19 protein-coding genes are annotated in these 22156 nt (G+C 69.8%); 15 read left to right on the forward strand and 4 right to left on the reverse strand.

Going from position 1 to position 22156, the window contains the following annotated elements; all coding sequences use genetic code 11:
* Positions 1-60 precede the first annotated feature (60 nt).
* Genes LQ772_RS01575 through LQ772_RS01600 form a run of 6 tightly spaced genes read left to right on the forward strand, consistent with a single transcriptional unit; the run spans position 61 to position 7038 of the window.
* Positions 61-1056, forward strand: coding sequence for an AAA family ATPase (locus LQ772_RS01575; protein ID WP_231323376.1), 996 nt, complete (start codon positions 61-63; stop codon positions 1054-1056).
* Positions 1056-1985, forward strand: coding sequence for a DUF58 domain-containing protein (locus LQ772_RS01580; RefSeq protein ID WP_231323378.1), 930 nt, complete (start codon positions 1056-1058; stop codon positions 1983-1985). Before LQ772_RS01575 ends, LQ772_RS01580 begins: the two co-directional genes overlap by 1 nt.
* Positions 1982-2476, forward strand: a complete 495-nt coding sequence (locus tag LQ772_RS01585) for a DUF4381 family protein (RefSeq protein ID WP_231323379.1) — start codon at positions 1982-1984, stop codon at positions 2474-2476. The genes LQ772_RS01580 and LQ772_RS01585 overlap by 4 nt, the downstream gene beginning before the upstream one ends.
* Positions 2469-3467 (forward strand): VWA domain-containing protein, encoded by a 999-nt coding sequence (locus LQ772_RS01590; RefSeq protein WP_231323381.1) that lies wholly within the window; start codon positions 2469-2471, stop codon positions 3465-3467. Before LQ772_RS01585 ends, LQ772_RS01590 begins: the two co-directional genes overlap by 8 nt.
* Positions 3464-5356 carry a tetratricopeptide repeat protein gene (locus tag LQ772_RS01595; protein ID WP_231323383.1) on the forward strand — a complete coding sequence of 631 codons (1893 nt, stop codon included), beginning with the start codon at positions 3464-3466 and terminating at the stop codon, positions 5354-5356. The genes LQ772_RS01590 and LQ772_RS01595 overlap by 4 nt, the downstream gene beginning before the upstream one ends.
* Entirely contained in the window at positions 5353-7038 is a 1686-nt protein-coding gene (locus LQ772_RS01600; protein ID WP_338029235.1) for a BatD family protein, read from the forward strand. Before LQ772_RS01595 ends, LQ772_RS01600 begins: the two co-directional genes overlap by 4 nt.
* On the opposite strand, the gene LQ772_RS01605 is transcribed toward LQ772_RS01600, so the two are convergent.
* Positions 7025-7552 (reverse strand): O-acetyl-ADP-ribose deacetylase, encoded by a 528-nt coding sequence (locus LQ772_RS01605; protein ID WP_231323385.1) that lies wholly within the window; start codon positions 7550-7552, stop codon positions 7025-7027. The genes LQ772_RS01600 and LQ772_RS01605 overlap by 14 nt on opposite strands.
* A gap of 65 nt (positions 7553-7617) precedes the next feature.
* On the opposite strand from LQ772_RS01605, the gene LQ772_RS01610 reads away from it, so the two are divergent.
* The 4 genes from LQ772_RS01610 (at position 7618) to LQ772_RS01625 (ending at position 13041) form a co-directional block, all read left to right on the forward strand.
* Complete coding sequence (locus tag LQ772_RS01610; protein ID WP_231323387.1) at positions 7618-8073, forward strand: MarR family winged helix-turn-helix transcriptional regulator; 456 nt, start codon at positions 7618-7620, stop codon at positions 8071-8073.
* A gap of 138 nt (positions 8074-8211) precedes the next feature.
* Entirely contained in the window at positions 8212-9324 is a 1113-nt protein-coding gene (locus LQ772_RS01615; RefSeq protein WP_231323389.1) for an efflux RND transporter periplasmic adaptor subunit, read from the forward strand.
* 144 nt (positions 9325-9468) lie between these two features.
* A complete protein-coding gene (locus tag LQ772_RS01620) occupies positions 9469-12564 on the forward strand; it encodes an efflux RND transporter permease subunit (protein WP_231323390.1) in 3096 nt (1031 codons plus the stop codon).
* Positions 12565-12651: 87 nt separating this feature from the next.
* On the forward strand, positions 12652-13041 hold the full coding sequence (locus LQ772_RS01625) for a hypothetical protein (RefSeq protein ID WP_231323392.1): 390 nt from the start codon (positions 12652-12654) through the stop codon (positions 13039-13041).
* A 94-nt stretch (positions 13042-13135) separates the two neighbouring features.
* Here the strand turns inward: LQ772_RS01625 and LQ772_RS01630 are convergent, their stop codons facing one another.
* The 3 genes from LQ772_RS01630 to LQ772_RS01640 form a co-directional block, all read right to left on the reverse strand.
* A complete protein-coding gene (locus tag LQ772_RS01630; protein ID WP_231323394.1) occupies positions 13136-14572 on the reverse strand; it encodes a M20/M25/M40 family metallo-hydrolase in 1437 nt (478 codons plus the stop codon).
* A 127-nt stretch (positions 14573-14699) separates the two neighbouring features.
* Entirely contained in the window at positions 14700-15101 is a 402-nt protein-coding gene (gene mscL, locus LQ772_RS01635) for a large-conductance mechanosensitive channel protein MscL (protein WP_231323396.1), read from the reverse strand.
* A 70-nt stretch (positions 15102-15171) separates the two neighbouring features.
* Positions 15172-15858 carry a fumarylacetoacetate hydrolase family protein gene (locus LQ772_RS01640; RefSeq protein ID WP_231323398.1) on the reverse strand — a complete coding sequence of 229 codons (687 nt, stop codon included), beginning with the start codon at positions 15856-15858 and terminating at the stop codon, positions 15172-15174.
* 182 nt (positions 15859-16040) lie between these two features.
* Between LQ772_RS01640 and pdxR the strand changes: the two genes are divergently transcribed.
* The 5 genes from pdxR (at position 16041) to LQ772_RS01665 (ending at position 22149) form a co-directional block, all read left to right on the forward strand.
* The gene (pdxR, locus tag LQ772_RS01645; RefSeq protein ID WP_231323400.1) at positions 16041-17528 is read left to right on the forward strand and encodes a MocR-like pyridoxine biosynthesis transcription factor PdxR; all 1488 of its coding nucleotides are present in this window, start codon (positions 16041-16043) and stop codon (positions 17526-17528) included.
* Between the two features lie 116 nt (positions 17529-17644).
* On the forward strand, positions 17645-18877 hold the full coding sequence (locus tag LQ772_RS01650; protein WP_231323402.1) for an efflux RND transporter periplasmic adaptor subunit: 1233 nt from the start codon (positions 17645-17647) through the stop codon (positions 18875-18877).
* Between the two features lie 81 nt (positions 18878-18958).
* Positions 18959-19645, forward strand: a complete 687-nt coding sequence (locus tag LQ772_RS01655) for an ABC transporter ATP-binding protein (protein WP_231323404.1) — start codon at positions 18959-18961, stop codon at positions 19643-19645.
* Between the two features lie 10 nt (positions 19646-19655).
* The gene (locus LQ772_RS01660; protein WP_231323406.1) at positions 19656-20822 is read left to right on the forward strand and encodes an ABC transporter permease; all 1167 of its coding nucleotides are present in this window, start codon (positions 19656-19658) and stop codon (positions 20820-20822) included.
* A 10-nt stretch (positions 20823-20832) separates the two neighbouring features.
* Positions 20833-22149: an ABC transporter permease gene (locus tag LQ772_RS01665; protein ID WP_231323408.1), complete on the forward strand. Its 1317-nt coding sequence runs from the start codon at positions 20833-20835 to the stop codon at positions 22147-22149.
* Positions 22150-22156: the final 7 nt, after the last annotated feature.

The raw sequence follows: 22156 nt of genomic DNA on the forward strand, positions 1-22156 counted from the left end.
CGCACCTAAACTTCCGTGCGTTGGCGCGGTCATTACCGCGTTGCCTTGCCTGGATCGTCGATGGACACACCGCACACCGCCGCCCCCAACCGCCTGCAGCAGGCCTTCGTGCATTTGCGCGACGAGCTGCAGCGCGAGGTGATCGGCCAACCGCACCTGATCGAATGCCTGCTGATCGCGCTGCTGGCCGATGGCCACCTGCTGGTCGAGGGAGCGCCGGGCTTGGCCAAGACCACCGCGGTCAAGGCCCTGGCAGCGCGCATCGAGGCCGATTTCCACCGCGTGCAGTTCACCCCGGACTTGCTGCCGGCCGACCTCACCGGTACCGACGTCTTCCGCCCGCAGGCGGGCAGTTTCGAATTCGAGCGTGGACCTCTGTTCCACAACATCGTGCTGGCCGACGAGATCAACCGCGCGCCGGCCAAGGTGCAGTCGGCGCTGCTCGAAGCGATGGCCGAGCGACAAATCACCGTCGGTCGCAGCACCTGGCGGCTGCCGGACCTGTTCCTGGTGATGGCCACGCAAAATCCGATCGAGCAGGAGGGCACCTTCGCATTGCCCGAGGCGCAGCTTGACCGATTCGTGATGCACGTGACGATCGGCTATCCCGACGCGGCCTCGGAGCTTGCCATCCTGAAGCTGGCCCGCGAACAGGCGCGTCGCGCCCTGCACCCGGCCGCGTCGCCGCGCGCGCTGCTCAGCCCGGCCGACGTCTTCGCGGCCCGCGACGCCGCGCTCGAAGTGCACATGGCGCCCGCGCTTGAGGAATACCTTGCGCAACTGGTTCTGGCCACCCGCGATGCCGGCCGCTACGGCGCGGAACTGGAGCGGTGGATCGCGTGGGGCGCGAGCCCGCGCGCCACCATCGCGCTGGACCGTTGTGCCCGTGCGCACGCCTGGCTGGCCGGGCGCGACTACGCGTTGCCGGAGGACGTGCACGGTGTGGTGCACGAAGTGCTGCGCCACCGCGTGCTGCTCAGCTACGAAGCCGAGGCCGAGGGCGTGCGCAGCGACCAGGTCATCGACCGCCTGCTGGATCTCGTGCCGCTGCCGTGATGTCCGCCGTGCCCGCGCGCGCCGACGGCGATGGCCGCGTCACCGTATCGCTGGCCGAACTGCTCGCCCTGCGCGCGCGGGTCGGTCGCGTGCGGCCGCTTCCGCTGGACACCCGCGCCGCGCAGGCGGGGCAGCAATCCAGCCGTCTTTACGGCCGAGGCATGGATTACGCCGAATCGCGCGTGTACCAGCCGGGCGACGACGTGCGCCGGCTCGACTGGCGCCTCACCGCGCGCAGCGGTGAGCTCCATACCAAGCTGTTCCAGGAAGAGCGCGAAGGGCGCTTGCTGATCCTGCTCGACACCCACGCCAGCATGCGCTTTGGCACCCGCGTGCGCTTCAAGTCGGTGCAGGCTGCGCGCGCCGCGGCGCTCGCGGGATGGTATGCCGTGCGTGCCGGCGAACGCGTTGGCGCGATGGCCTTCGGCAACGGCCAGCACCTGCTCAAGCCGCGCGGTGGTCCGCGCGGGGCGGTGGCCCTGTGTGGCGCATTGGCGGATTGGGATGCCGACGCCGCAACCAGCGATACCGACGAGCCGTTATCCGATGCGATTGCACGCGCGGGCCGCCTGCATGGCGCCAGTCGCGTGCTGCTGATCAGTGATGGCTTGAGCTGTGACGAGGCGGCACGCGGTCGCCTGCGCGAAGTGACGCGGCACGCGCGTGTCGCTGTGCTGGTCGTGGCCGATGCACTCGAGCGCGACCTGCCGCCGCCCGGTCGCTATCCGTTCGAACATGACGGGGAGCGCCGCGAGGTCAGCCTCCAGGGCACGCGCCAGCGCAGCGAATTCCAGCAGGCGCTCGGCGCAGGCCAGGCGCGGCTGGCCGCATTGGCGCAGTCGCTGGGGCTGCGCTGGCGCAGCGTCGACACCGCCGCCGATCCGCTGGAGGCGATCACGGCCTTGCTCGGTGTGAGGCCCGGCCGATGATGCACCGTCTGTCTGCCCCCGGGGGTCCCGAGCTGCGCGACATCCACCTGCCACCAGCACCGCCCTGGTGGCCGCCGGCACCGGGCTGGTGGCTGCTGGCAGCGCTGGTGCTGGGGCTCCTGGGCGCTGGCGCTTGGCTGTTGCTGCGCGCGCGAAAGCGGCGCCATCGCCGCGCACGCATCCTCGCCGAGGTCGATGCACTGGCCATTCGCCACGCGGCCGACGCGCAGGCGCTGGCTGCCGGCCTGCATCAGCTGTTGCGCAGGGTGGCGCGGACGCACGACCCGGCGGCCGCTCGTCTGCGCGGCGAAGCCTGGCGCGAGGCGCTGGCGCGGGTGCCGGTCGATGCACCGACGCTCGAACGCCTGCTCACGCTGGAGTCCGCGATGTACCGCCCGCAACCCTATGACACCCGCGCGATGATGGAGGCCGTGCGTTGCTGGCTGCGGGCCGCGCTCGCCGCGCAGGGCAGGAGGGTGCGCCGTGCCTGAGTTCGCCTGGCCCGACTTCGCCTGGCCCTGGGTGGCATTGCTGCTGCCGCTGCCATGGTTGCTGCGTCGTTGGCTGCGTCCGTTGCCACCAGGACAAGCCCTGCACCTGCCGCATCCGGGCGTGGCGTTGGCCGCGATCGAGCGGCAACCGGGTCGCGGCCGGGCCAACTGGTGGCTCGCGCTGGCCTGGCTGTGCCTGGTCGCGGCGGCAGCGCGACCGCAGTGGGTCGGACCGCCCCAGGCGCAGCAGCGCAGTGGACGGGCGATGCTGCTGGCGATCGATCTCTCCGGCAGCATGCGCACCGAGGACATGCACCTGGCCGGGCAGGATGTCAGCCGTTTCGAAGCGGTCGAGACCATCGCCAGCGATTTCATCGCGCGCCGCGCCGGCGACGAGCTGGGCCTGGTGCTGTTCGGCAGCCGCGCCTTCCTGGTCACGCCGCTGACCTACGACCTCGACGCCGTCCGCGCGCAGCTGAAGGGCTCCGCCGTGGGGCTTGCCGGCACCGAGACGGCCATCGGCGATGCCATCGCGGTGGCGGTCAAGCGCCTGGCGGGCCTGCCGCAGCAGGCGCGCGTGCTGGTGCTGCTCACCGATGGCGTCAACAACGCCGGCAACATCGCGCCCGAACAGGCTGCCGCCGCGGCGAAAGCGGCCGGCGTGCGCGTCTATACCATCGGCGTGGGCGCCACGCAGATGCGCGTGCCGGATTTCTTCGGCATGCGCCTGGTCAATCCCTCGGCCGACCTGGACGAGACCATGCTGACGAAGATCGCCCAGGGCACCGGCGGGCGGTTCTTCCGCGCCACCGACACGCACGAGCTGGCCGCAGCCTACCGCACGATCGACACGCTCGAACCGATGCCCCAGCACGGGCCGGTGCTGCGCCCACGCCACGAGCTGTTCCGCTGGCCGCTGGGCGTGGCGATGCTGCTGCTTGCGCTGGCCCTGGCCTCGCGCGCAGGCACGATGCGGGAGCGCCTGGCATGAACGAGGCGCTGCACATGTTCCATTTCCTGCGGCCGGCCTGGTTGTGGCTGCTGCTCGCCATGCCGCTTCTGGCTTGGCTGGCGACGCGTGGACAGGGCGCGCGCGCGCAGCTGGAAAAGCTGGTCGATCCCGAGCTGTTGCCGCATCTGCTCCAGGGCCGGGCCCAGCGGCACAACGTGCCGCCAGTCTTGCTGGCGCTGGGCTGGTTGCTCGCCGTGCTGGCGTTCGCCGGGCCGAGCTGGAGCCGGGTACCGCAGCCGCTGTTTGCCGACCGCGCGGCGCAGGTGGTGGCCATTTCGCTGACCGATCGCATGCTGGCGCGCGACGTCGCGCCGAGCCGGCTCGACCGCGCGCGCTACAAGACGCGCGATCTCTTCGCCGCCAACCGCGGCGGACTCAATGGCCTGGTCGCCTACGCCGGCGAGGCTTTCGTGGTCGCCCCACTGACCAGCGACGCCAACAGCCTCGACGACCTGCTCGACGCGCTCGCGCCGGACACGATGCCGGTCGAGGGCGACAACGCCGCCGCCGCGATCGCGCGCGGCGCGGCGCTGATCCGCGACGCCAAGGTGGGCGGCGGTTCGCTGATACTGGTCACAGACGACGCCGATACCGGGGCCCTGCAGGCCGCACGCCAGGCCCGCGCCGATGGCGTGCGCGTGTCGGTGCTGGGCGTCGGTACGTCCAAGGGCGGGCCGGTACCGCTAGCCGAGGGCGGCTTCCTGCGTGATGCACAGGGCGGCGTGGCCATGGCCGGCCGCGACGATGCCGCGCTGGCGGCGCTCGCCGCCGCCGGCGGTGGGCGGTATGTCCCCATGCGGGCCGACCATGCCGACGTCGAGGCGTTGCAAGGTCAGCTGCGCACCGGTGATGCCGACCTCGCCACCGGCCAGGCCAGTGCGCAATGGGAGGACCGTGGCCCATGGCTGCTGCTGCCGCTGTTGCCCCTGCTGGCGTTGGCCTTCCGCCGTGGCTGGCTGTTGCTGCTTCCGCTGGCGTTGGCGCCACTGCTGGTGCCGGCGCGCGCGGAGGCCGGCACCTGGCAGGACCTGTGGCAGCGCCGCGACCAGCAAGCCGCCCAGGCGCTGCGCGAAGGCCATCCGAAGCAGGCCCTGGCGCTCGCACGCGATCCGGCGCTGCGTGGCGCGGCCGCCTACCGCGCAGACGATTACGACAAGGCGATCGAAGCACTGCAACCGGTCGGCACCACCGACGCGCAGTACAACCTCGGCAACGCGCTGGCCAAGGCCGGCCAATACCAGGAGGCGCTGGCAGCCTACGACCGCGCCCTCGCGCTCGATCCGGACAATGCCGATGCCAAGGCCAACCGCCAGGCGGTCGAGGACTGGCTGCGTCGTCAGCCACCACCGCAGGATTCTTCCGACGCGCAGAACCAGAATGGCGGCAAGTCCTCCCGGTCCAAGCCGGGCCAAGGCAACCAGCAGCCGAAGAAGGACAGCCAGGGCAACCGTCGCGGGGAACAGCAGGACGGCAAGCAGGACAACCAGGGGCAACAAGGCCAGGGCCGGCAGCAGCCGGACGCACAAGGCAACCAGGACGGCCAGCGTCATGGCGAGCAACGCGAGCAGCAGGGCGCCAACCGCCCGCTGACCGCGCAGGAGCGCGCCGAGCAGCAGGCCCGCATGGCGCGCGCGGGCCAAGCGCTCAAGCAGCAGATGGACCGTGCGTTGGGCGACCAGGCCAAGGCCAAAGGCGACGAGCACCAGCTCGGCGCGCTGGACAAGGACGACCCGCAGGCGCGCCTGCCGGCCGAGCTGCGCCAGGCGCTGCAGCGCGTACCGGACGATCCGGGCGCGCTGTTGCGGCGCAAGTTCGAACTGGAATACCGCCAGCGCCACGGCGTGGCGAACCCCGAGGACCTGCCGTGAGGCGATGGATCGCGCTCCTCCTGCTCGCGCTGCTGCCGATGCTGGCGCAGGCCGCGCAGGTGCACGCCTCGCTCGACCGCAACCAGGTGCAGCTGGGCGAAACGGTCACGTTGAACCTGCAGGTCGAGGGCGGCGCTCTGGCGCAGGCGCCCGACCTGTCCGCGCTGGCTCCGGACTTCGAAGTGCTTGGCCGTTCCAGCAACACCAGCGTGAGCATCCTCAACGGGCAACGCAGCGTGCAATCCACGATCGGCATCGCGTTGCGGCCCACGCATGCGGGCCAGCTGACGATCCCGGCATTGGATTTCGCCGGCGGCCAGACCCAGCCGCTCACGCTGACGGTCACGCCGCCCGATCCCCGCGCGGCCGCCAACAGCGGCAAGGCGGTGTTCCTCGAAGCGAGCGCGCAGCCGACCACGGTGCGCGTGGGCCAGCAACTGCTCTTCACCGTCCGGCTGTACTTTGCCGGCAGCCTCAGCAGTGGTTCGCTGGAAGATCCGCGGCTGCCCGGCATCGATGCGCGCCGCTTGGGGGATGACCTCGATTACGACGTGGTGCGCGGTGGCCGCGCCTACCACGTGATCGAGCGCCGCTACGCCCTGATCCCCCAGCACGCCGGCGCCATCGAACTCCCGTCGCTGCAGTTCCAGGGCGAATTGATCGATCCGACCGACCCGGACAGTTTCTTCGCCATGGGCACGCCGGCGATGGCCGCCTCGCCAACGGTTTCCATCGACGTGCAGCCGGTCCCGACGCAATGGGGCAGCAGCGCCTGGCTGCCGGCGCGGTCGCTCGCCCTGAGCCTGGAGGGCCTCCCCGCCGACGGCAAGGCGCGCGTCGGGCAGCCGCTGGACCTGGCGATGACCCTGCAGGCCACCGGCTTGCCCTACGAGGCGCTGCCCGCGCTGAGCCTGCCGGAGCTCAAGGGCGCCACCGTCTATCCCGACAAACCGGTGACCGGCACACGCAACGGCGGCCAGTGGCTGATCGGCCGTCGCCAGCAGAACTTTGCCGTGGTGCCCGGCCAGGCGGGCACGCTCACGATCCCCGCGATCACGCTCAAGTGGTGGAACGTGCAGAGCGGCCGGGTCGAGGAGGCGCGGATCCCGGCGCATGCGCTTACCGTGCTGCCTGCGGCGGGCGGTTCGGCGGCACCGGCGGCGAGCGCCCCCGCGACGACCACGTCCGCGCCGATGCCATTCGCGAACACGGTCGCGGCGAAGGCCGTGGCCGGCCGCGTGCCTGCGTGGCGCGTGCTCGTGCTGGTCGGGACGGGCGTGCTTTTGCTCGGCGGTGCGCTCGCCGCGTGGTGGGTATGGCAACGGCGCTTGCGCCCGGGCGCCCAGGCGCCAGCGTCCGCCTCCCCATCCAGCCGTGCGCTGCGCCTGGCTTTCCTCGCCGCCGCGCGCGGCAGCGACGTGGCGGCCCAGTCCCACGCGTTGCTGGCCTGGGCGCGTGCGGAGCGTCCCGGGCTGACCGGCCTCGGCGCACTGGCCGAGGCGCTGGCATCGGCCGCGCAGCGTGAGGCGATCGATTCGCTGCAGCGCCGCCGCTTCGCTGCCGACGCAAGCGGCCCGTCACCGGACCTGGCAAGCGCCTTCCGGCACGGTTTCCGGTGGCGCGAGGCGCCACCGGGAGAGGAGTCGCCGCTGCCGCCGCTCTATCCGTTCAAGCTGCGTTGAACACGCGCTGCCACAGTTGCGTCATCGCCTCATCGAGGAAACACAGCCGTACGTCCATCGCCGGCGCGGGCAGCCGGGCGAGCGTCCTGCGCAGGCTGGTGCAGGCGACCTCGGCCGCCAGCTCCGGCGGGTAGCCGTAGACGCCGCAGCTGATCGCGGGAAAGGCGATCGAGCGCAGGCCGTGCTCGTGTGCCAGTTGCAGGGAATGGCGGTAGCAGGCGGCGAGCAATTCCGGTTCATCGTGGCTGCCGCCGCGCCAGACCGGGCCCACCGTGTGGATCACGCACGTGGCTGCCAGATCGAAGCCGGGGGTGATGCGCGCCTCCCCGGTGGGACAGCGCACGCCGGCCGAGGCTTCGGGCAGCGCCGCGCAGGCTTCCAGCAGGCGGGGGCCGGCCGCGCGATGGATTGCACCGTCGACACCGCCGCCACCAAGCAGCGGCCGGTTGGCGGCATTGACGATGGCATCGACCGACAGGCGGGTCAGGTCGGCAGTAAGCAAGGTAATGGACATGGACAATAGTGTTTGGCGCAGGCGGCGCTTTATGCTCTGGCTTGGGACGGGAGATGCATAACAAAATGAAACCGGAAGACATTCCGTTCGGTTACCTGCTCAGCGATGTCACCTTGCTGTTCCGCAAGCATTTCGATCGGCGCGCGGTGCGCTTCGGGCTGACCCGGGCGCAGTGGCGGGCGATCAAGATGCTGCACCATCGCGAGGAAAACCTGCGCCAGACCGAGCTTGCCGAACTGCTCGAGATGGAGCCCATCGCGGTGGGCCGCGTGATCGACCGGCTGCAGACGGCGGGCTTCGTCGAACGACACCCTGATCCGAAGGACCGTCGCGCCTGGCGATTGCACCTGACGCCCCGTGCGCGTGCGGTGATCGACGACATGCAGGACATCGGCCGTGGCCTGCGCAAGGACGCCACCGCCGGCATCAGCGCCGAGGAACTGGCCCAGGCGCTGGCGGTGATCGGTCGCATCAAGGACAACCTGCAGTCGCTGGAGCAAAGCGAAAACGGCGGCGAGTAGGTCGAATGGCAGGGGCGTGGCCGCGCGCTTCGCTGAAAATAGCCGCGACAGGTAAACCCCTGGCCGGCTGCCGCGTTGTGGCAGGCTCACCTCATGGCACAGGCGCGCTGACCGCTCGGGCCCCAATCGACCGTTTGCATGTCCCCGAAAAAAATCCTGCTCGTCCTGGCCGTCCTCGCGCTCGTCGCGCTCGGCGTGCGTTTCGCCTGGCGGGCGGACACGGCCGCGCCTGCCGATGCGCGACCGGCCACCCGCGCGGTCCCGGTGCAGGTGGCGATCGCGCGGCAGGGCGACCTTGACCTCTCGCTCAAGCTGGTCGGCCGCGCGGAGGCCTGGTCCAGCGTGACCCTGCGCGCGCAGGTCACCGGCCAGCTCGAGTCGCTGGCGTTCCAGCCCGGCAGCCGGGTGAAGAAGGGGCAACTGCTGGCCCGGCTCGACACCCGCCTGTTGCAGGCGCAGCTGGACCAGGCGCGCGGCCTGGTCGCACGCGACCAGGCACAGCTGAAGAAGGCCCAGGCCGATCGCCAGCGTTATGCGGACATGCTGGGCAAGGGCTATGTGTCCAAGGCCGATTACGACACCTATCAGGCCAACCTCGCCGTGGCGCAGGCCACGCTCCAGGGCGACCGTGCCGCGCAGGAACTGGCTCAGGCCAACCTCGACTATGCGCGCATCGTGGCGCCGTTCGACGGCATCACCGGCGCGCCGCTGGTGTGGCCCGGCGCGCAGGTCAGCGCACAGACGACCGACATCGTGGTGCTCAACCAGGTGCAGCCCATCCGCGTCGCCTTCAGCCTGCCCGAGGCCAGTCTCGGCGCGGTGCGCGCGGCGCTCTCGCGTGGGTCGGTGAGCGTGCACGCGACCGTGCCCGGCCAGTCGGGCTCGCTCGCCGGCTCGCTGGAGTTCGTCGACAACGCGGTGGACAACACCACCGGCACGATCCTGCTCAAGGCGCGTTTCGACAACCCGGACCTGCGCCTGACGCCGGGACAGTTCGTGCAGGTCACGCTGCCGACCACGCGCATCACGGACGCGGTGTCGGTGCCGGTGGTCGCGCTGCAGAGTTCCTCGCGCGGCAGCTTCGTGTTCGTCGTTGGCGCGGACGATACCGTCACGCAGCGCTACGTCACGCCCGGACCGGCGGCGGGCGGGCAGCAGGTGATCGCCAAGGGGCTCAAGGCCGGCGAGCGGGTGGTGACCGAAGGGCAGATGCTGCTGGTCGAAGGGACGAAAGTACGTGTTGCCTCGTAGCGCCTTAGCTCCCTCTCTACAGCGCCAGGTCAAACAGCCACATGGCTGCGCGCGAACAGCCTCCGTCGCAAGAGTCGCCCCTCACCCCGGCCCTCTGCCCGACGGGGAGAGGGCGCTGTATCGCGCCACTGAGTCGCCCTTCGCATGAACATCCCCCAGCTCTGCATCCGCCGCCCGGTGATGACCACGCTGCTGATGGCCGCGCTGCTGGTATTCGGCATCGTGGCTTACCCGCGGCTGCCGGTGAACGAGCTGCCCAACGTCGACTTCCCCACCATCAGCATCAGCGCGAGCCTGCCCGGCGCCTCGCCCGAGACGATGGCGTCGGCGGTGGCGACGCCGCTGGAAGGCAAGCTCTCGACGATTGCCGGGATCAGTTCGATGAGTTCGACCAGCGCGCTGGGCTCGACCTCGATCACGCTGACCTTCGAGCTGGACCGCAACATCGACGCCGCCGCGCAGGACGTGCAGGCGGCCATTTCTTCGGCCCTGCGCCAGTTGCCGAAGGAGATGACCACGCCGCCGACCTTCCGCAAGGTGAACCCGGCGGACGCGGCGATCCTTTACCTGGCGATGAGCTCCTCCACGTTGCCGCTCACCCAGGTCGACGAGTACGCCGAGACCGAGCTCGCGCAACAGTTGTCGATGGTCGACGGCGTGGCGCAGGTGAACGTCTACGGCTCGCAGAAGTACGCCGTGCGGATCAGCCTGGACCCGGACAAGCTCGCCGCCAGCGGCATCGGCATCGACCAGGTGCAGGCGGCGGTGGCCGATGCCAACGTCAACAAGGCCACCGGCTCGCTGTACGGGCAGCGCCAGCAGCTGCCGATCCGCAGCGACGGCCAGCTCGAGCGTGCGGCTGCCTACAACGAGGTGGTGGTCGCCTACCGCAACGGCGCGCCGGTGCGCGTGGGTGACCTGGGCCAGGCGCGCGACAGCGTGCAGGACGACCAGAAGGCCAGCTGGTTCAACGGCGAGCGCGCCATCGTGCTGGCGATCCAGCGCCAGCCTGGCGCCAACACGGTCGAGACGGTCGATCGCATCAAACGCGTGCTGCCCGGCTTCGAGGCCGGCCTGCCGCCCTCGGTGAAGCTGCAGGTGCTGTACGACCGCTCGCAGTCGATCCGCGCCTCGGTGGACGACGTCCAGTTCACCCTGCTGCTCGCCGGTGGGCTGGTGGTGCTGGTCATCTACCTGTTCCTGGGCAACCTTTCGGCCACGCTGATTCCGGCGGTGGCGCTGCCGATCTCGGTGATCGGCACCTTCGGCGTGATGTACGTGCTGGGCTACAGCCTGGACAACCTCTCGCTGCTCGCGTTGACGCTCGCGGTCGGCTTCGTGGTCGACGATGCGATCGTGATGCTGGAGAACATCGTGCGCCACATCGAGGCGGGCGAGGCGCCCTACGACGCGGCGATCAGGGGCGCCGGCGAGATCGGCTTCACCATCTTCTCGATGACGCTGTCGCTGATCGCGGTGTTCATCCCGGTGATGTTCATGGGCGGCATCGTCGGGAGGCTGTTCCACGAATTCGCGGTGGTCATCAGCGTGGCGATCCTGATCTCCGGCATCGTGGCGATCACGCTGACGCCGATGCTGTGCAGCCGGTTCGTCAAGGCGCACGACCACGAGACCAGGAACCGGTTGATCGCCGGCTTCGACCGCGGCTTCAACGCCGTGCACCGCGGCTACCTGTCGAGCCTGCGCTGGTGCATGGACCGCCCGCGACTGGTGCTGGCGGCGTTCGTGGCGAGTCTGGCGGTGACCGCGCTGCTGTTCGTGGTGGCGCCCAAGGACTTCATCCCCGCCGGCGACAGCGGCCAGTTGCGCGTGAACACCGAAGGACCGGAAGACATTTCCTACGATGCGATGGTCGCGCGCCAGCAGGAGCTGGCCGATACCGTGGCCAAGGACCCCAACCTCGCCGGCTACATGTCCAGCGTCGGCGCGGGCGGCTCGCGCGCCACCGTCAACAACGGCTCGATCCTGTTGCTGCTCAAGCCTGCCAGCCAACGCGCGCTCGACGTCGACGGCGTGATGGAGGAACTGCGGCGCAAGTTCGCGCAGGTCACCGGCATCCGCACCTACATCCAGAACCCGCCCGCCATCCGCGTAGGCGGTCGGCAGAGCAAGGCCGAATACCAGTACACGCTGCAGTCGATCGATATCGGGGCGCTGTACGACTGGTCGGCCAAGGTCACCCATGCGTTCGCCGCGCTGCCGGGCTTCCAGGACGTCACCAACGACCTGGACCTCAACAGTCCCTCGATCGTGGTCGAGGTCAACCGCGACAAGCTCGCCCCGCTGGGCCTGACCATGGCGCAGGTGCAGGGCGCGCTCGGCGCGGCGTTCGGCGAAAACCAGGTTTCGACCATTTATGGCGCGGCCAGCCAGTACTGGGTGATCCTCCAGGTCAAGCGCGCGCTGCAGGATGACCCCGCGGTGCTCTCGCGCCTGTACGTCACCTCCGACACCGGCAAGGCGGTGCCGCTGGACACGGTCGCCAGCTTCGCGCGCAAGCCGCAGGTACTCACGGTCAACCACCAGGGCCAGCTGCCGGCGGTGACCGTGTCGTTCAATCTCGCAGCCGGCGTGAGCCTGAGCGAGGCGGTGGGCGAGATCGACGATGCGATGGCCCGGTTGGGGCTGCCGGCCACCATCAGCGGCTCGATCGAAGGCACCGCGCAGGCGTTCCAGGATTCGATGCAGGGCATGGGTCTGTTGCTCCTGCTGGCGGTATTCGTGATCTACCTGGTGCTGGGCATCCTGTACGAGAGCTTCATCCACCCGCTCACGATCCTCTCCGGCCTGCCGGCCGCGGCGGTGGGTGCGTTGCTCACGCTGGTGCTGTTCGGCGCTTCGCTGGACCTGTTCGCCTTCGTCGGCATCGTGATGCTGATCGGCATCGTCAAGAAGAACGCGATCATGCTGATCGATTTCGCGCTGGAGCGGCAGCGCGAGGAAGGCATGGCGCCGGCGGCGGCGATCTTCGACGCCTGCCGCGTGCGCTTCCGCCCGATCATGATGACCACCATGGCTGCCTTTGCCGGCACGCTGCCGATCGCGCTGGGCGTCGGCGCCGGCGCCGACGTGCGCCGCCCGCTGGGCCTGGCCGTGGTGGGCGGCCTGGTGGTGTCGCAGGTACTCACCTTGTACCTGACGCCGGTGATCTACCTGTACCTGGACCGCCTGCAGCGGCGCTTCGCGCGCCAGCCGGTCGCAGACGCACGGCCTCTGTAAGGAGCGCACCATCCCGGGGGATGGCGAACTTGAGGCGCATCGACGGGCCTTGGGCTAGGGTGGAAGCATCTGCCCGGGAGATCCGCCATGCCGCGCACCACCACCGCTGTCCTCATCCTCCTGTTCACCCTGGCCGGCGCCGGCTGCGCGACGCGCGCGAGCGAACCCGGCACGCTCGACGATGCGGCATTGGCCGCCTATGCGGCCAAGCCGTTCGACAAGCGCGCGTCGATGGGCCAGACAGTCGAGCTCGGTCGCAACCATGGTCTGCCGTTGGTCGCCGAGTTCCCTTGCGCGGACGTCTGTCCGCAATACACCGTGCGGATCATCCATTACCGGCTGCCTGAAGGCGCCGATTGCGCCGGCGTGGGTGGCGTGGAAAAGACGGTCGCGGTGCCGGTGGCGATCGCCGTGTTGCCCAGGACCTTCTGCGTACCCAAAGCCCTGGTGGAAAGCGGGAGCTACTACACCCGCTAGCAGGGTCGCTTGGGGTGGGCCTCGGCCCACCCGTTCCCCATGCGGAAGAAAAGCGGCGGGCCGAAGCCCGCCCTGCGCGCAACCCGAAGGGCGCTCAGTCCCCGGCGCCGTCGTCGGCGAAGGCGCCCGGCGCGGAGCCGAAGTCGCCGTCGGCCTGGGCCGCCATGTAAGAGAACGCCGCGTAAACCGCCACGTTCTGCGCCAGGTCCTTCGGGTCGATCTTGTCGAAGGTGTCGTTGGCGGTGTGGTGCCAGTCGAAGTAGTAGGTGCCGTCCTGGGTCAGCGACAGCGCGGCCATGCCCTTGCCGTGCATCTGCGAGAGATCCGAGCCGCCGCCGCCGGGGCGCTTGGCGTCATAGGCGACGCCGATCGGCGCCAACACCTTCGCGATCTGCTCGATCGCGCCGCGCGCCTCGGGCTTGACGCTGGCGCTCATGCGCCAGACCCGGCCCGAACCGAAATCCGACTCGGTGCCCAGCTGGAACTTGTGCACTTCGTTCGCATGCTTCTTGGCGTAGGCGCGCCCGCCCCACAGGCCCATCTCCTCGTTGGCGAAGGCGATCACGCGGATGGTGCGATCCGGGCGCTGGGGCAGGTCGTGGATCAGCTTGCCGGCGCCCATGGCGATCGCCACGCCCGCGGCGTCGTCGATCGCGCCGGTGCCCAGATCCCACGAATCCAGGTGGCCGCCGATCGCGACGACCTGGTCCGGATACTTCGCGCCGGTGATCTCGCCGATCACGTTTGCGCCGGTGTACTCGCCCTCGATGCCGCAATCGAGATCCAGCTTCACCGTCACCGGCTTGCCGTAGCCGAGCACGCGCTCGAGCTGGTCGGCGTCGGGGTTGGACAGCGCCGCGGCGGGAATGGCCTTGGCCGGATCGCGGAAGCCGGTGACGCCGGCGTGCGGCGTGCGGCTGTCCGGATCGGTGCCGGCCGAACGCAGCAGGTAGCCGGCGGCGCCCTTGGCCTGCGCGATCACCGGACCCTGCACGCGGATCGGCGAGCCGATGCCGTAGTCATGGCCATCCTTGTGCCGCTGCATGCGGAATCCGACGTAGACGATCTTGCCCTTGATCGTGGACGGATCGGCCGCCTTGAGCGCGTCGAGGCTGTCGAACTTCACCACTTGTGCCGTCAGGCCCCCCTTGGGCGTCGCCGGCGAATAGCCCAGCGCGGTCAACACCAGCGACTGCGGGAACGGCGAGACGATCGCGCCGCGCTCGCTGTGGCGCACCCACTTGGGGTAGGTGACCGGCTCGGTGTAGACCTTGTCGAAGCCCAGCTCCCTGAACTTGGCGATCGCCCACTCGACGCCGCGCTTGTCGGCCGGGCTGCCGGCCAGGCGCTGGCCCACCTCGGTAGTGAGCGACTCGGCGATGCGGTAACCGGTGTCGTCGTGCATCGCCTTGTCGCGCAGCTGTTCGGCCGTCTTTACGGCCGCGGCGGGAATCGTGGTGCCGGTGGCGCAGGCGACGGTGCTGGCCAGCAGCAGGCTGGCGGCGAGCAAGGTGAGGGAGGGACGGCGCATCGGGGGAACTCCGCTGGGGATGAACGCCCGATTATTGAGGCCGCGGCAGCCAACGGCGTAGGCCAGAAGTCACGGAGACGGAAGGGACGGAGGACGCGGCGCCGCTCCATCCCTCGCGTCGGCCGCTTTATGGCTTCGTCCGGAGCAGGTCGCGAATCTCGGTCAGCAGCACCACGTCGGCCGGTGGCGCGGCAGGCGCGGGTTCCGGCTTGCGGCTGACCCGGTTGATCGCCTTGATCATCAGGAAGATCGCCAGCGCGATGATCAGGAAGGTGATGACCGTATTGATGAACGCGCCGTACTGGATCGCCACCTCGGCCACCTTGTTGGCCGGGTCGGCAGGCTTGAGCACCCACTTGAGGTTGCTGAAATCCACGCCACCGGTGGCCAGGCCGATCGGCGGCATGATGATCTGGTCGACCAGCGAGGTCACCACCTTGCCGAACGCAGCACCGATGACCACGCCGACGGCGAGGTCGATCACGTTGCCGCGCATGGCGAATTCCTTGAACTCCGTGAGCATGCCCATGCGAATCCTCCCATTGCAGGGAATTCCCCCGCGAAGACTCTAGCGCGGCCGCGCTGCGTGGAACAGCGGCTCAGACCACGCGGCCGTCCAGCACGGCGATGCCTTCCAGCTCGGCGTGGAAGCGGTCTCCGCGATGCAATGCGGCGACGCCGGCCGGTGTGCCGGTGAACAGCAGGTCGCCCGGTTTCAGTTCGAACAGTTTCGACAGCGCCGCGATGATTGCCGGAACGTCATGCACCATGTCCTGCAGCGTGGCCTGCTGGCGCAGCACGTCGTTCACCTCCAGGCTGAGCCGCGTCTGCGCGCCCGGTTGTCCTTGTTCGACGGGACGCAGTGCGGATACCGGCGCGGAATGGTCGAAAGCCTTGGCCACGTCCCAGGGATGGCCCTTGGCCTTGGCCTGCGCCTGCAGGTCGCGGCGGGTGAGGTCCAGCCCCACGCCGTAGCCGAAGACGAGCGTCTCGGCGAGGTCGGCCGTGAGGTCGCGACCGCCACCGGCCAGCGCTACCACCATCTCCACCTCGTGGTGCAGTTCGGCGGTGGCGGTCGGGTAGGGCACGTCGGCGCCATCGGTGACCACCGCATCGGCCGGCTTGCAGAAGAACATCGGCTGTTCGCGGTCGACCGTCGCGCCCATCTCGCGCGCGTGGTCGGCGAAATTGCGACCGATGCAGAAGATCCGGCGCACCGGGAAGCGGTCATCGCTGCCGAGTACCGGCAGGCTGGGGACGGCGGGCTGGGGAATGGCGTAGCGCATGCGCGCGAGCCTAGCAGACCGTACCGTCGCGCTGGCGCAAAAAGCGTCGGGCGGCCGAAAGGGACCGGGCGGAAAGGAACCCCGCCCTTTTCGTAGAGGTGTGGAGCTCAGGTTTTGCTGGTACATATCCTTTTTCATGCCGCCGGTCAGGTCGCATGTCCGCAAAGGCAGCAGGGGGCGCGATGCCGGGCAGGGAACCGATCTACATGCAGGTGTACGGGGCGATCCGCCGCGACATCGAAGTGGGACGCTTCCGCATCGGTTCCCGACTGCCGGGCAGCCGGTCGATGGCAGTCACGCTTGGCGTGTCGCGCACGGTCGTGCTGATGGCCTACGAGCAACTGGAGGGCGAGGGCTACGTCGAGACCCGGGGCGGCTCGGGCACGTACGTGAGCGCGGTGGCGATCGCGGTGCCGCCGTCTATCGGGATCGACGCGGCCCAGGCAAGCGGCCTGGCGAACGTGCCGCTTTCGCGCTTTGCGCAACGCTTGAGCCTCCCGCCGCAAATGCCCGTCGACCACGGGCCCTGCGCTCCGGAAGTGATCGACCTCTCGCTGCCGCGCGTGCGCTCCGATGCCCGCAGCCTCAAGCACTGGCGCCAGACCGTGGCGCAACTGGTGCGCCGGCGCAGCGCACCGGATTACCCGGTACTCGAAGGCGCGCCGCCGTTGCGTGCCGCGGTGGCGCGCTACCTGCGCATGGAACGCGGCATCGTGGTCGATCCGGGCGAGGTGGTGATCGTCAGCGGCACCCAGCAGGCCCGCGATCTCGTCGCGCGGGTGCTGCTCGACGAAGGCGCGGTCGTGGGCGTGGAGGACCCCTGCTACTGGGGCGTGCGCCACAGCTACACCGCGACCGGCGCGCGCATCGTGCCCTGCGCGGTGGACGGGCAGGGCCTCGATGTCGCGGCACACGCCCTTGCCTTGCGCGACGCGCGACTGGTTTCGGTGGGCGCGTCCTTCCAGTACCCGACCGGCGCGGTCATGCCGATGGCGCGCAAGGAGGCGCTGCTGCGCTTCGCCTATGCCGGCCAGACCTGCGTGGTCGAGGACGATTTCGACTGCGAACACCGCTTCGGCGTGCGCGCCTCGCCCTCGCTGTGGAGCATGGACCGGCATGGCCGCGTGATCTACATCAGCAGCTTCGCGCGCGCCGTCTACCCGGCCCTCCAGCTGGGTTACATGTTGGTGCCGGCGTGGCTGCGCGAGAAGATCCTCGCCGCCAAATGGCTGGCCGATCGCGGTTGCATGTCGATGCAGCAGCACGTGCTGGCCGCATGTATCGACAGCGGGCAGTACCTGCGCGACATCCGCCGCATCAACAACCAGCTGGTGCCGCGCCACCGCGCGCTGCGCGACGCGCTGAAGGCGCAGCTGGGCGACGCGGCGGAGGTTGCCGGCGAGGGCGCCGCGGGCACGCTGTTCGCCAGCCTGCCCGGGCTGCCTGGCGAGTGCACCGCCGAGCTGGTTGCCGAGGCGCTGGCCCGCGGGGTACGGCTGTGTTCGGGCGAGGCCCTGCACGCGATGCCGCCGTCCCACGTTACGCTGGTGCTCAATTACGCCACCTTGTCCGAGGCGACCCTGAAGGCCGCGGCGGCGCGCCTGGCGCAGGCGGTCGGTGCCGTCGCCGCGCGCCGGGAAAGGCCGGCCGGGACATGCGCCGCCGCCTGAGCCCGCCGCGCGCGCGTGACACCTGTCATCGCCGATGACTGATGGCACCATCTGCCGCCGGACCGCGGCTTGCCGCATCGTTTGCACTTGAGCAATGGACTTGTGGGAGCCAAGGCGTGGACAACGGGGAACTGCTCAGGCAGCTGAAGATCGATCGCGGGCACCGTGAAGCGGTGAGCACCGCGCCGGTCCGCTGGCCCTGGATCGTCGGCGGCGTGCTGCTGGTGCTGCTGGCGCTGGGCATCGGCGGTTGGTGGATGCTCGCCAACCGCGCGGTGGTGGTGCAGACCGCCGCGGCCGCGGCCCCCGGCGGCGGCGATGCCGGCGCGGTGCTGCAGGCGACCGGCTATGTCACCGCGCGCCGCCAGGCGACGGTGTCGGCGCAGATCACCGGCACGCTCACCGACGTGCTGATCGAGGAAGGCGACCACGTCAGCAAGGGCCAGGTGCTGGCGCGACTGGAGGACAGCGCCTACCGCGCCAACCTCGACGCGGCCCAGGCCAGCGCCCGCGCGGCGCTGGCGCAGGTGGGCCAGCTCCAAGCGCAACTGGCCCAGGCCCGGCACGATGCGGCCCGCCAGGACGCGCTGGTCGGTCGCGGGCTGGTCGCCAGGCAGGCGGCCGAGCAGGCGCATACCCAGGTCGCGGCGCTCGCCGCCCAGCTCAACGCGCAGCAACGCCAGGCCGAAGCCGCGCAGGCGCAGGCCAAGGTGGCCCAGGTCGACTTCGACTACACCGTGGTGCGTGCCCCGTTCGACGGCGTGGTCACCGACAAGTCCGCGCAGGTGGGCGAGATCATCTCGCCGCTGTCGGCCGGAGGCGGCTTCACCCGCACCGGCGTGGGCACGATCGTCGATATGGATTCCCTCGAGGTCGATGTCGACGTGAACGAGGCCTACATCGGCCGCGTCAAGCCGCACATGCCCGCCGAGGCGGTGCTCGATGCCTACCCCGACTGGCGCATCCCGGCGCACGTGATCGCCATCGTGCCGGCCGCCGACCGCGGCAAGGCGACGGTGAAGGTGCGCGTGGCGCTGGAGAACAAGGACCAGCGCATCGTGCCGGACATGGGCGTGCGCGTGTCGTTCCTGGAAACCCGGGCCACGGCCACCGCGCAGACGCCGCGCGGCGTGCTGGTGCCGGCCGCGGCGATCGCACGGCGCGACGGCCACGAGGTGGTGTTCGTGGTGCAGGGCGAGCGCGTGCAGCAGCGCCCCGTGCAATCGCAGGCGCGCGGCGACCAGCGCCTCGTGTCCGAAGGCGTGCAGCCCGGCGAGACGGTGGTGGTGTCGCCGCCGGCCGAGTTGCGCGACGGCGCGGCAGTACATGTCGAGAACAAGCAGTCCTGAGCGTCGAATGCAGTGGCGGGCGTCCGTTCCAGGGCGCGCGCGAAAGCTCAAGCAACCATTACGGCTGACCGGAGAAAGCCCATGGGCAACCTGATCGAAACCCGCGACCTGGCCAAGGTCTACACGCGCGGCAAGCAGAAGGTCGAAGTGCTTCACCACATCGACCTGGACATCGCCGAGGGCGATTTCCTCGCCCTGATGGGCCCCTCGGGCTCGGGCAAGACCACCCTGCTCAACCTGATCGGCGGACTGGACACGCCGTCCGCCGGCGTCATCAGCGTGGGCGGGCAGCGCATCGACCAGCTCGGCGCCGGTGCGCTCGCCAAGTGGCGTGCGGCCAACGTCGGCTTCGTGTTCCAGTTCTACAACCTGATGCCGATGCTTTCGGCGCAGCGCAATGTCGAGTTGCCGCTGCTGCTGACCAAGCTGTCCTCTGCGGAGCGGCGCCAGCGCGCCTCGATCGCGCTGCAACTGGTGGGCCTGGCCGAGCGCGCCTCGCACAAGCCCAGCGAGCTGTCCGGTGGCCAGCAGCAGCGCGTGGCGATCGCCCGCGCGATCGTGTCCGATCCCACGCTGCTGGTGTGCGACGAGCCGACCGGCGACCTCGACCGCCAGTCCGCCGAGGATGTGCTGGGCCTGCTGCGCACGCTCAACCGCGAGCACGGCAAGACCATCGTGATGGTCACCCACGACCCCAAGGCCGCGGAGTACGCCAACCACACCCTGCACCTGGACAAGGGCACGCTGGTCGAGCAGGCGTTGGCCTGAGGAGGCTCGCATGAAATACCTGCACCTGATCTGGGCCGCACTGTGGCGGCGCAAGACGCGCACCATCCTCACGCTGGTGTCGATCCTGGCGGCGTTCCTGCTGTTCGGCATGCTCGATGGCGTGCGCACCAGCTTCGCCAACGCGGGGAAAAGCGCCGCCGGCGCCGAGCGCCTGCAGACCGGCTCGAAGCTTTCCTTCATCGAAACCCTGCCGCAGTCGCTGCAGGCGCGCATGGAGCAAGTCCCGGGCGTGAAGATGGTGGCTTATGCCAACTGGTTCGGCGGCGCCTACCAGGACCCGCACAACCAGATCTTCACCTTCGCGGTGAGCGACAACTACGTGGACATGTACCCGGAGGTCGCGGTCTCGCCGGCCGAGCGCAAGGCCTTCGAACAGACCCGCACCGGCGTGCTGGTCGGCGACCTGCTGGCGAAGAAGTACCACTGGAAGGTCGGCGACAAGCTGCCGCTGCAGTCGAACATCTTCCCCAACCGCGACGGCAGCAAGAACTGGAGCTTCGACATCGTCGGCGTGATGCGTCCGGCCAAGCCGGACGACAAGCAGATGCTCCAGGGCGGCATCCTGATGCACTGGAAGTACTTCGACGAATCCAACCCGTACAACCACGGCCGGGTCGGCTGGTACGTGACCCGCGTGGTCGACGCCAGCCAGTCCGACCGCGTGGCGAATGCGATCGACGCGCTGTCGGCCAACTCGGACCACGAAACCAGGACGATGACCGAACAGGCCGCGTTCGCGCAGTACATCAAGCAGATGGCCAACGTCGGCTTCATCGTCATCTCGATCATGGGCGCGGTGTTCTTCACCCTGCTGCTGCTGACCGGCAACACGATGGCCCAGGCGGTACGCGAGCGCACCTCGGAGCTGGCCGTGCTCAAGACCATCGGTTTCTCCAGCGCCAGCGTGCTGGGACTCGTACTGGCCGAATCGGTGGCGTTGGTGCTGCTGGGCGGCGTGCTGGGCCTCGGGCTGGCCGCGGTGCTGGGGCCGGCGCTCAGCGCCGGCAGTGGCGGGATGGTCAGCATGCCGCCGGTACCGGCGAGCAGTTGGGCGATCGGCGTCGCGCTGATGCTGGGGATCGGCCTGCTGGTCGGCGTGCTGCCCGCGATGCGCGCGATGCGCCTGAACATCGTCGATGCATTGGCCGGGCGCTAAGGAGATAGCCATGAAATCGTTTCTGCGTGGACTCTTGCTCGCCCTCGTGGTGGTGGCGAGCATCGTGGCCTGGACCGCCTTGCCCTGGCCGGCATGGCTGGCGCTGGCGGTGGTCTTCGTGCTGTGGATGCAGCTGACCCGCGCCGGCCGGCAGGCCGGTTCGGCCACCAGCGTGGGCGTGAGCACGCTGCCGCAGCGCATCGGCTCCTCCTCGGTGGTGGTGATCGGTATCGCCGGCGTGGTGGCGGTGCTGGTGTCGCTGCTGGCGATGGGCGTGGGCTACAGCGAGGCGCTGAGCAACAGCGGCAGCACCGACACTGCCATCGTGATGCGCGACGGCTCGGCGTCGGAGGTTTCCTCGGTGCTCGAACACGACAGCATCGTCGCGATCTCCGAGGCGCCGGGCATCGCGCGCGACCAGGCCGGCAAGCCGATCGCCTCGCCCGAACTGGTGGTCGCGGCCAACCTGCCGCTCAGCGACGGCAGCGGCGACGAGGGCAGCGTGCAGTTGCGCGGCATCGGCGACCAGGCGTGGACGTTGCGGCCCGACGTGAAGATCGTCGCGGGGCGCAAGTTCAAGCCGGGCCTGCGTGAACTGGTGGCCGGCAAGGGTGCGCAGCGCCAGTTCGCCGGGCTGGAGCCGGGTAGCCAGATCAAGCTGGGCAGCCAGCTCTGGACGGTGACCGGCATCTTCGCCTCCGGCAACGCGATGGACTCGGAGCTGTGGGGCGATGGCGACGTGGTCGCCTCGGCGTACCGGCGCGGCAGCAGCCGCACCTCCGTGTTCGCGCGGCTGACCGGCGCCAGCGCGTTCGACGGCTTCAAGGCTGCGCTCAAGGGCGATCCACGCCTGCAGGTGGACGTGGAAACCACGCTGGACTACTTCAGCAAGCAGTCCGAGCAGACCAGCAAGGCGATCAGGATCATCGGCATCGTGGTCGGCGTGATCATGGCGATCGGCGCCGTGTTCGGCGCGCTCAACACCATGTTCGCCGCGGTGGCCGGGCGTGCCCGCGAGATCGCCACCTTGCGCGCGATCGGCTTCCGCGGCACGCCGGTGGTGGTCGCGGTGATGCTCGAAACCATGTTGCTCGCGCTGCTCGGCGGGCTGCTGGGAGGCTTGCTGGCCTGGCTGGCCTTCAACGGTTTCGCCGCCTCGACGCTCGCCGCGGGTACCACCGGGCAGATGAGTTTCCAGCTGCACGTGACGCCGGCGCTGCTGTGGACCGGCCTGAAGTGGGCGCTGGCGATCGGCTTCATTGGCGGCCTGTTTCCCGCCGTGCGTGCCGCCCGGCTGCCGGTGACCACGGCGTTGCGCGAGTCCTGACCGGGAC

This window comes from Frateuria edaphi (genome assembly GCF_021117405.1).
Lineage (GTDB): Bacteria > Pseudomonadota > Gammaproteobacteria > Xanthomonadales > Rhodanobacteraceae > Frateuria_A > Frateuria_A edaphi.

Excerpts from the sequence above, each read along its gene's own strand:
- LQ772_RS01655 (WP_231323404.1), top strand. The coding sequence starts at position 18,959 with ATGGGCAACCTGATCGAAACCCGCGACCTGGCCAAGGTCTACACGCGC.
- LQ772_RS01640 (WP_231323398.1), bottom strand. The coding sequence starts at position 15,858 with ATGCGCTACGCCATTCCCCAGCCCGCCGTCCCCAGCCTGCCGGTACTC.
- LQ772_RS01605 (WP_231323385.1), bottom strand. The coding sequence starts at position 7,552 with ATGTCCATTACCTTGCTTACTGCCGACCTGACCCGCCTGTCGGTCGAT.
- LQ772_RS01610 (WP_231323387.1), top strand. The coding sequence starts at position 7,618 with ATGAAACCGGAAGACATTCCGTTCGGTTACCTGCTCAGCGATGTCACC.
- LQ772_RS01585 (WP_231323379.1), top strand. The coding sequence starts at position 1,982 with ATGATGCACCGTCTGTCTGCCCCCGGGGGTCCCGAGCTGCGCGACATC.
- LQ772_RS01665 (WP_231323408.1), top strand. The coding sequence starts at position 20,833 with ATGAAATCGTTTCTGCGTGGACTCTTGCTCGCCCTCGTGGTGGTGGCG.
- LQ772_RS01630 (WP_231323394.1), bottom strand. The coding sequence starts at position 14,572 with ATGCGCCGTCCCTCCCTCACCTTGCTCGCCGCCAGCCTGCTGCTGGCC.
- LQ772_RS01595 (WP_231323383.1), top strand. The coding sequence starts at position 3,464 with ATGAACGAGGCGCTGCACATGTTCCATTTCCTGCGGCCGGCCTGGTTG.
- pdxR (WP_231323400.1), top strand. The coding sequence starts at position 16,041 with ATGCCGGGCAGGGAACCGATCTACATGCAGGTGTACGGGGCGATCCGC.
- LQ772_RS01620 (WP_231323390.1), top strand. The coding sequence starts at position 9,469 with ATGAACATCCCCCAGCTCTGCATCCGCCGCCCGGTGATGACCACGCTG.
- LQ772_RS01575 (WP_231323376.1), top strand. The coding sequence starts at position 61 with ATGGACACACCGCACACCGCCGCCCCCAACCGCCTGCAGCAGGCCTTC.
- LQ772_RS01580 (WP_231323378.1), top strand. The coding sequence starts at position 1,056 with ATGTCCGCCGTGCCCGCGCGCGCCGACGGCGATGGCCGCGTCACCGTA.
- LQ772_RS01660 (WP_231323406.1), top strand. The coding sequence starts at position 19,656 with ATGAAATACCTGCACCTGATCTGGGCCGCACTGTGGCGGCGCAAGACG.
- LQ772_RS01615 (WP_231323389.1), top strand. The coding sequence starts at position 8,212 with ATGTCCCCGAAAAAAATCCTGCTCGTCCTGGCCGTCCTCGCGCTCGTC.
- mscL (WP_231323396.1), bottom strand. The coding sequence starts at position 15,101 with ATGGGCATGCTCACGGAGTTCAAGGAATTCGCCATGCGCGGCAACGTG.
- LQ772_RS01625 (WP_231323392.1), top strand. The coding sequence starts at position 12,652 with ATGCCGCGCACCACCACCGCTGTCCTCATCCTCCTGTTCACCCTGGCC.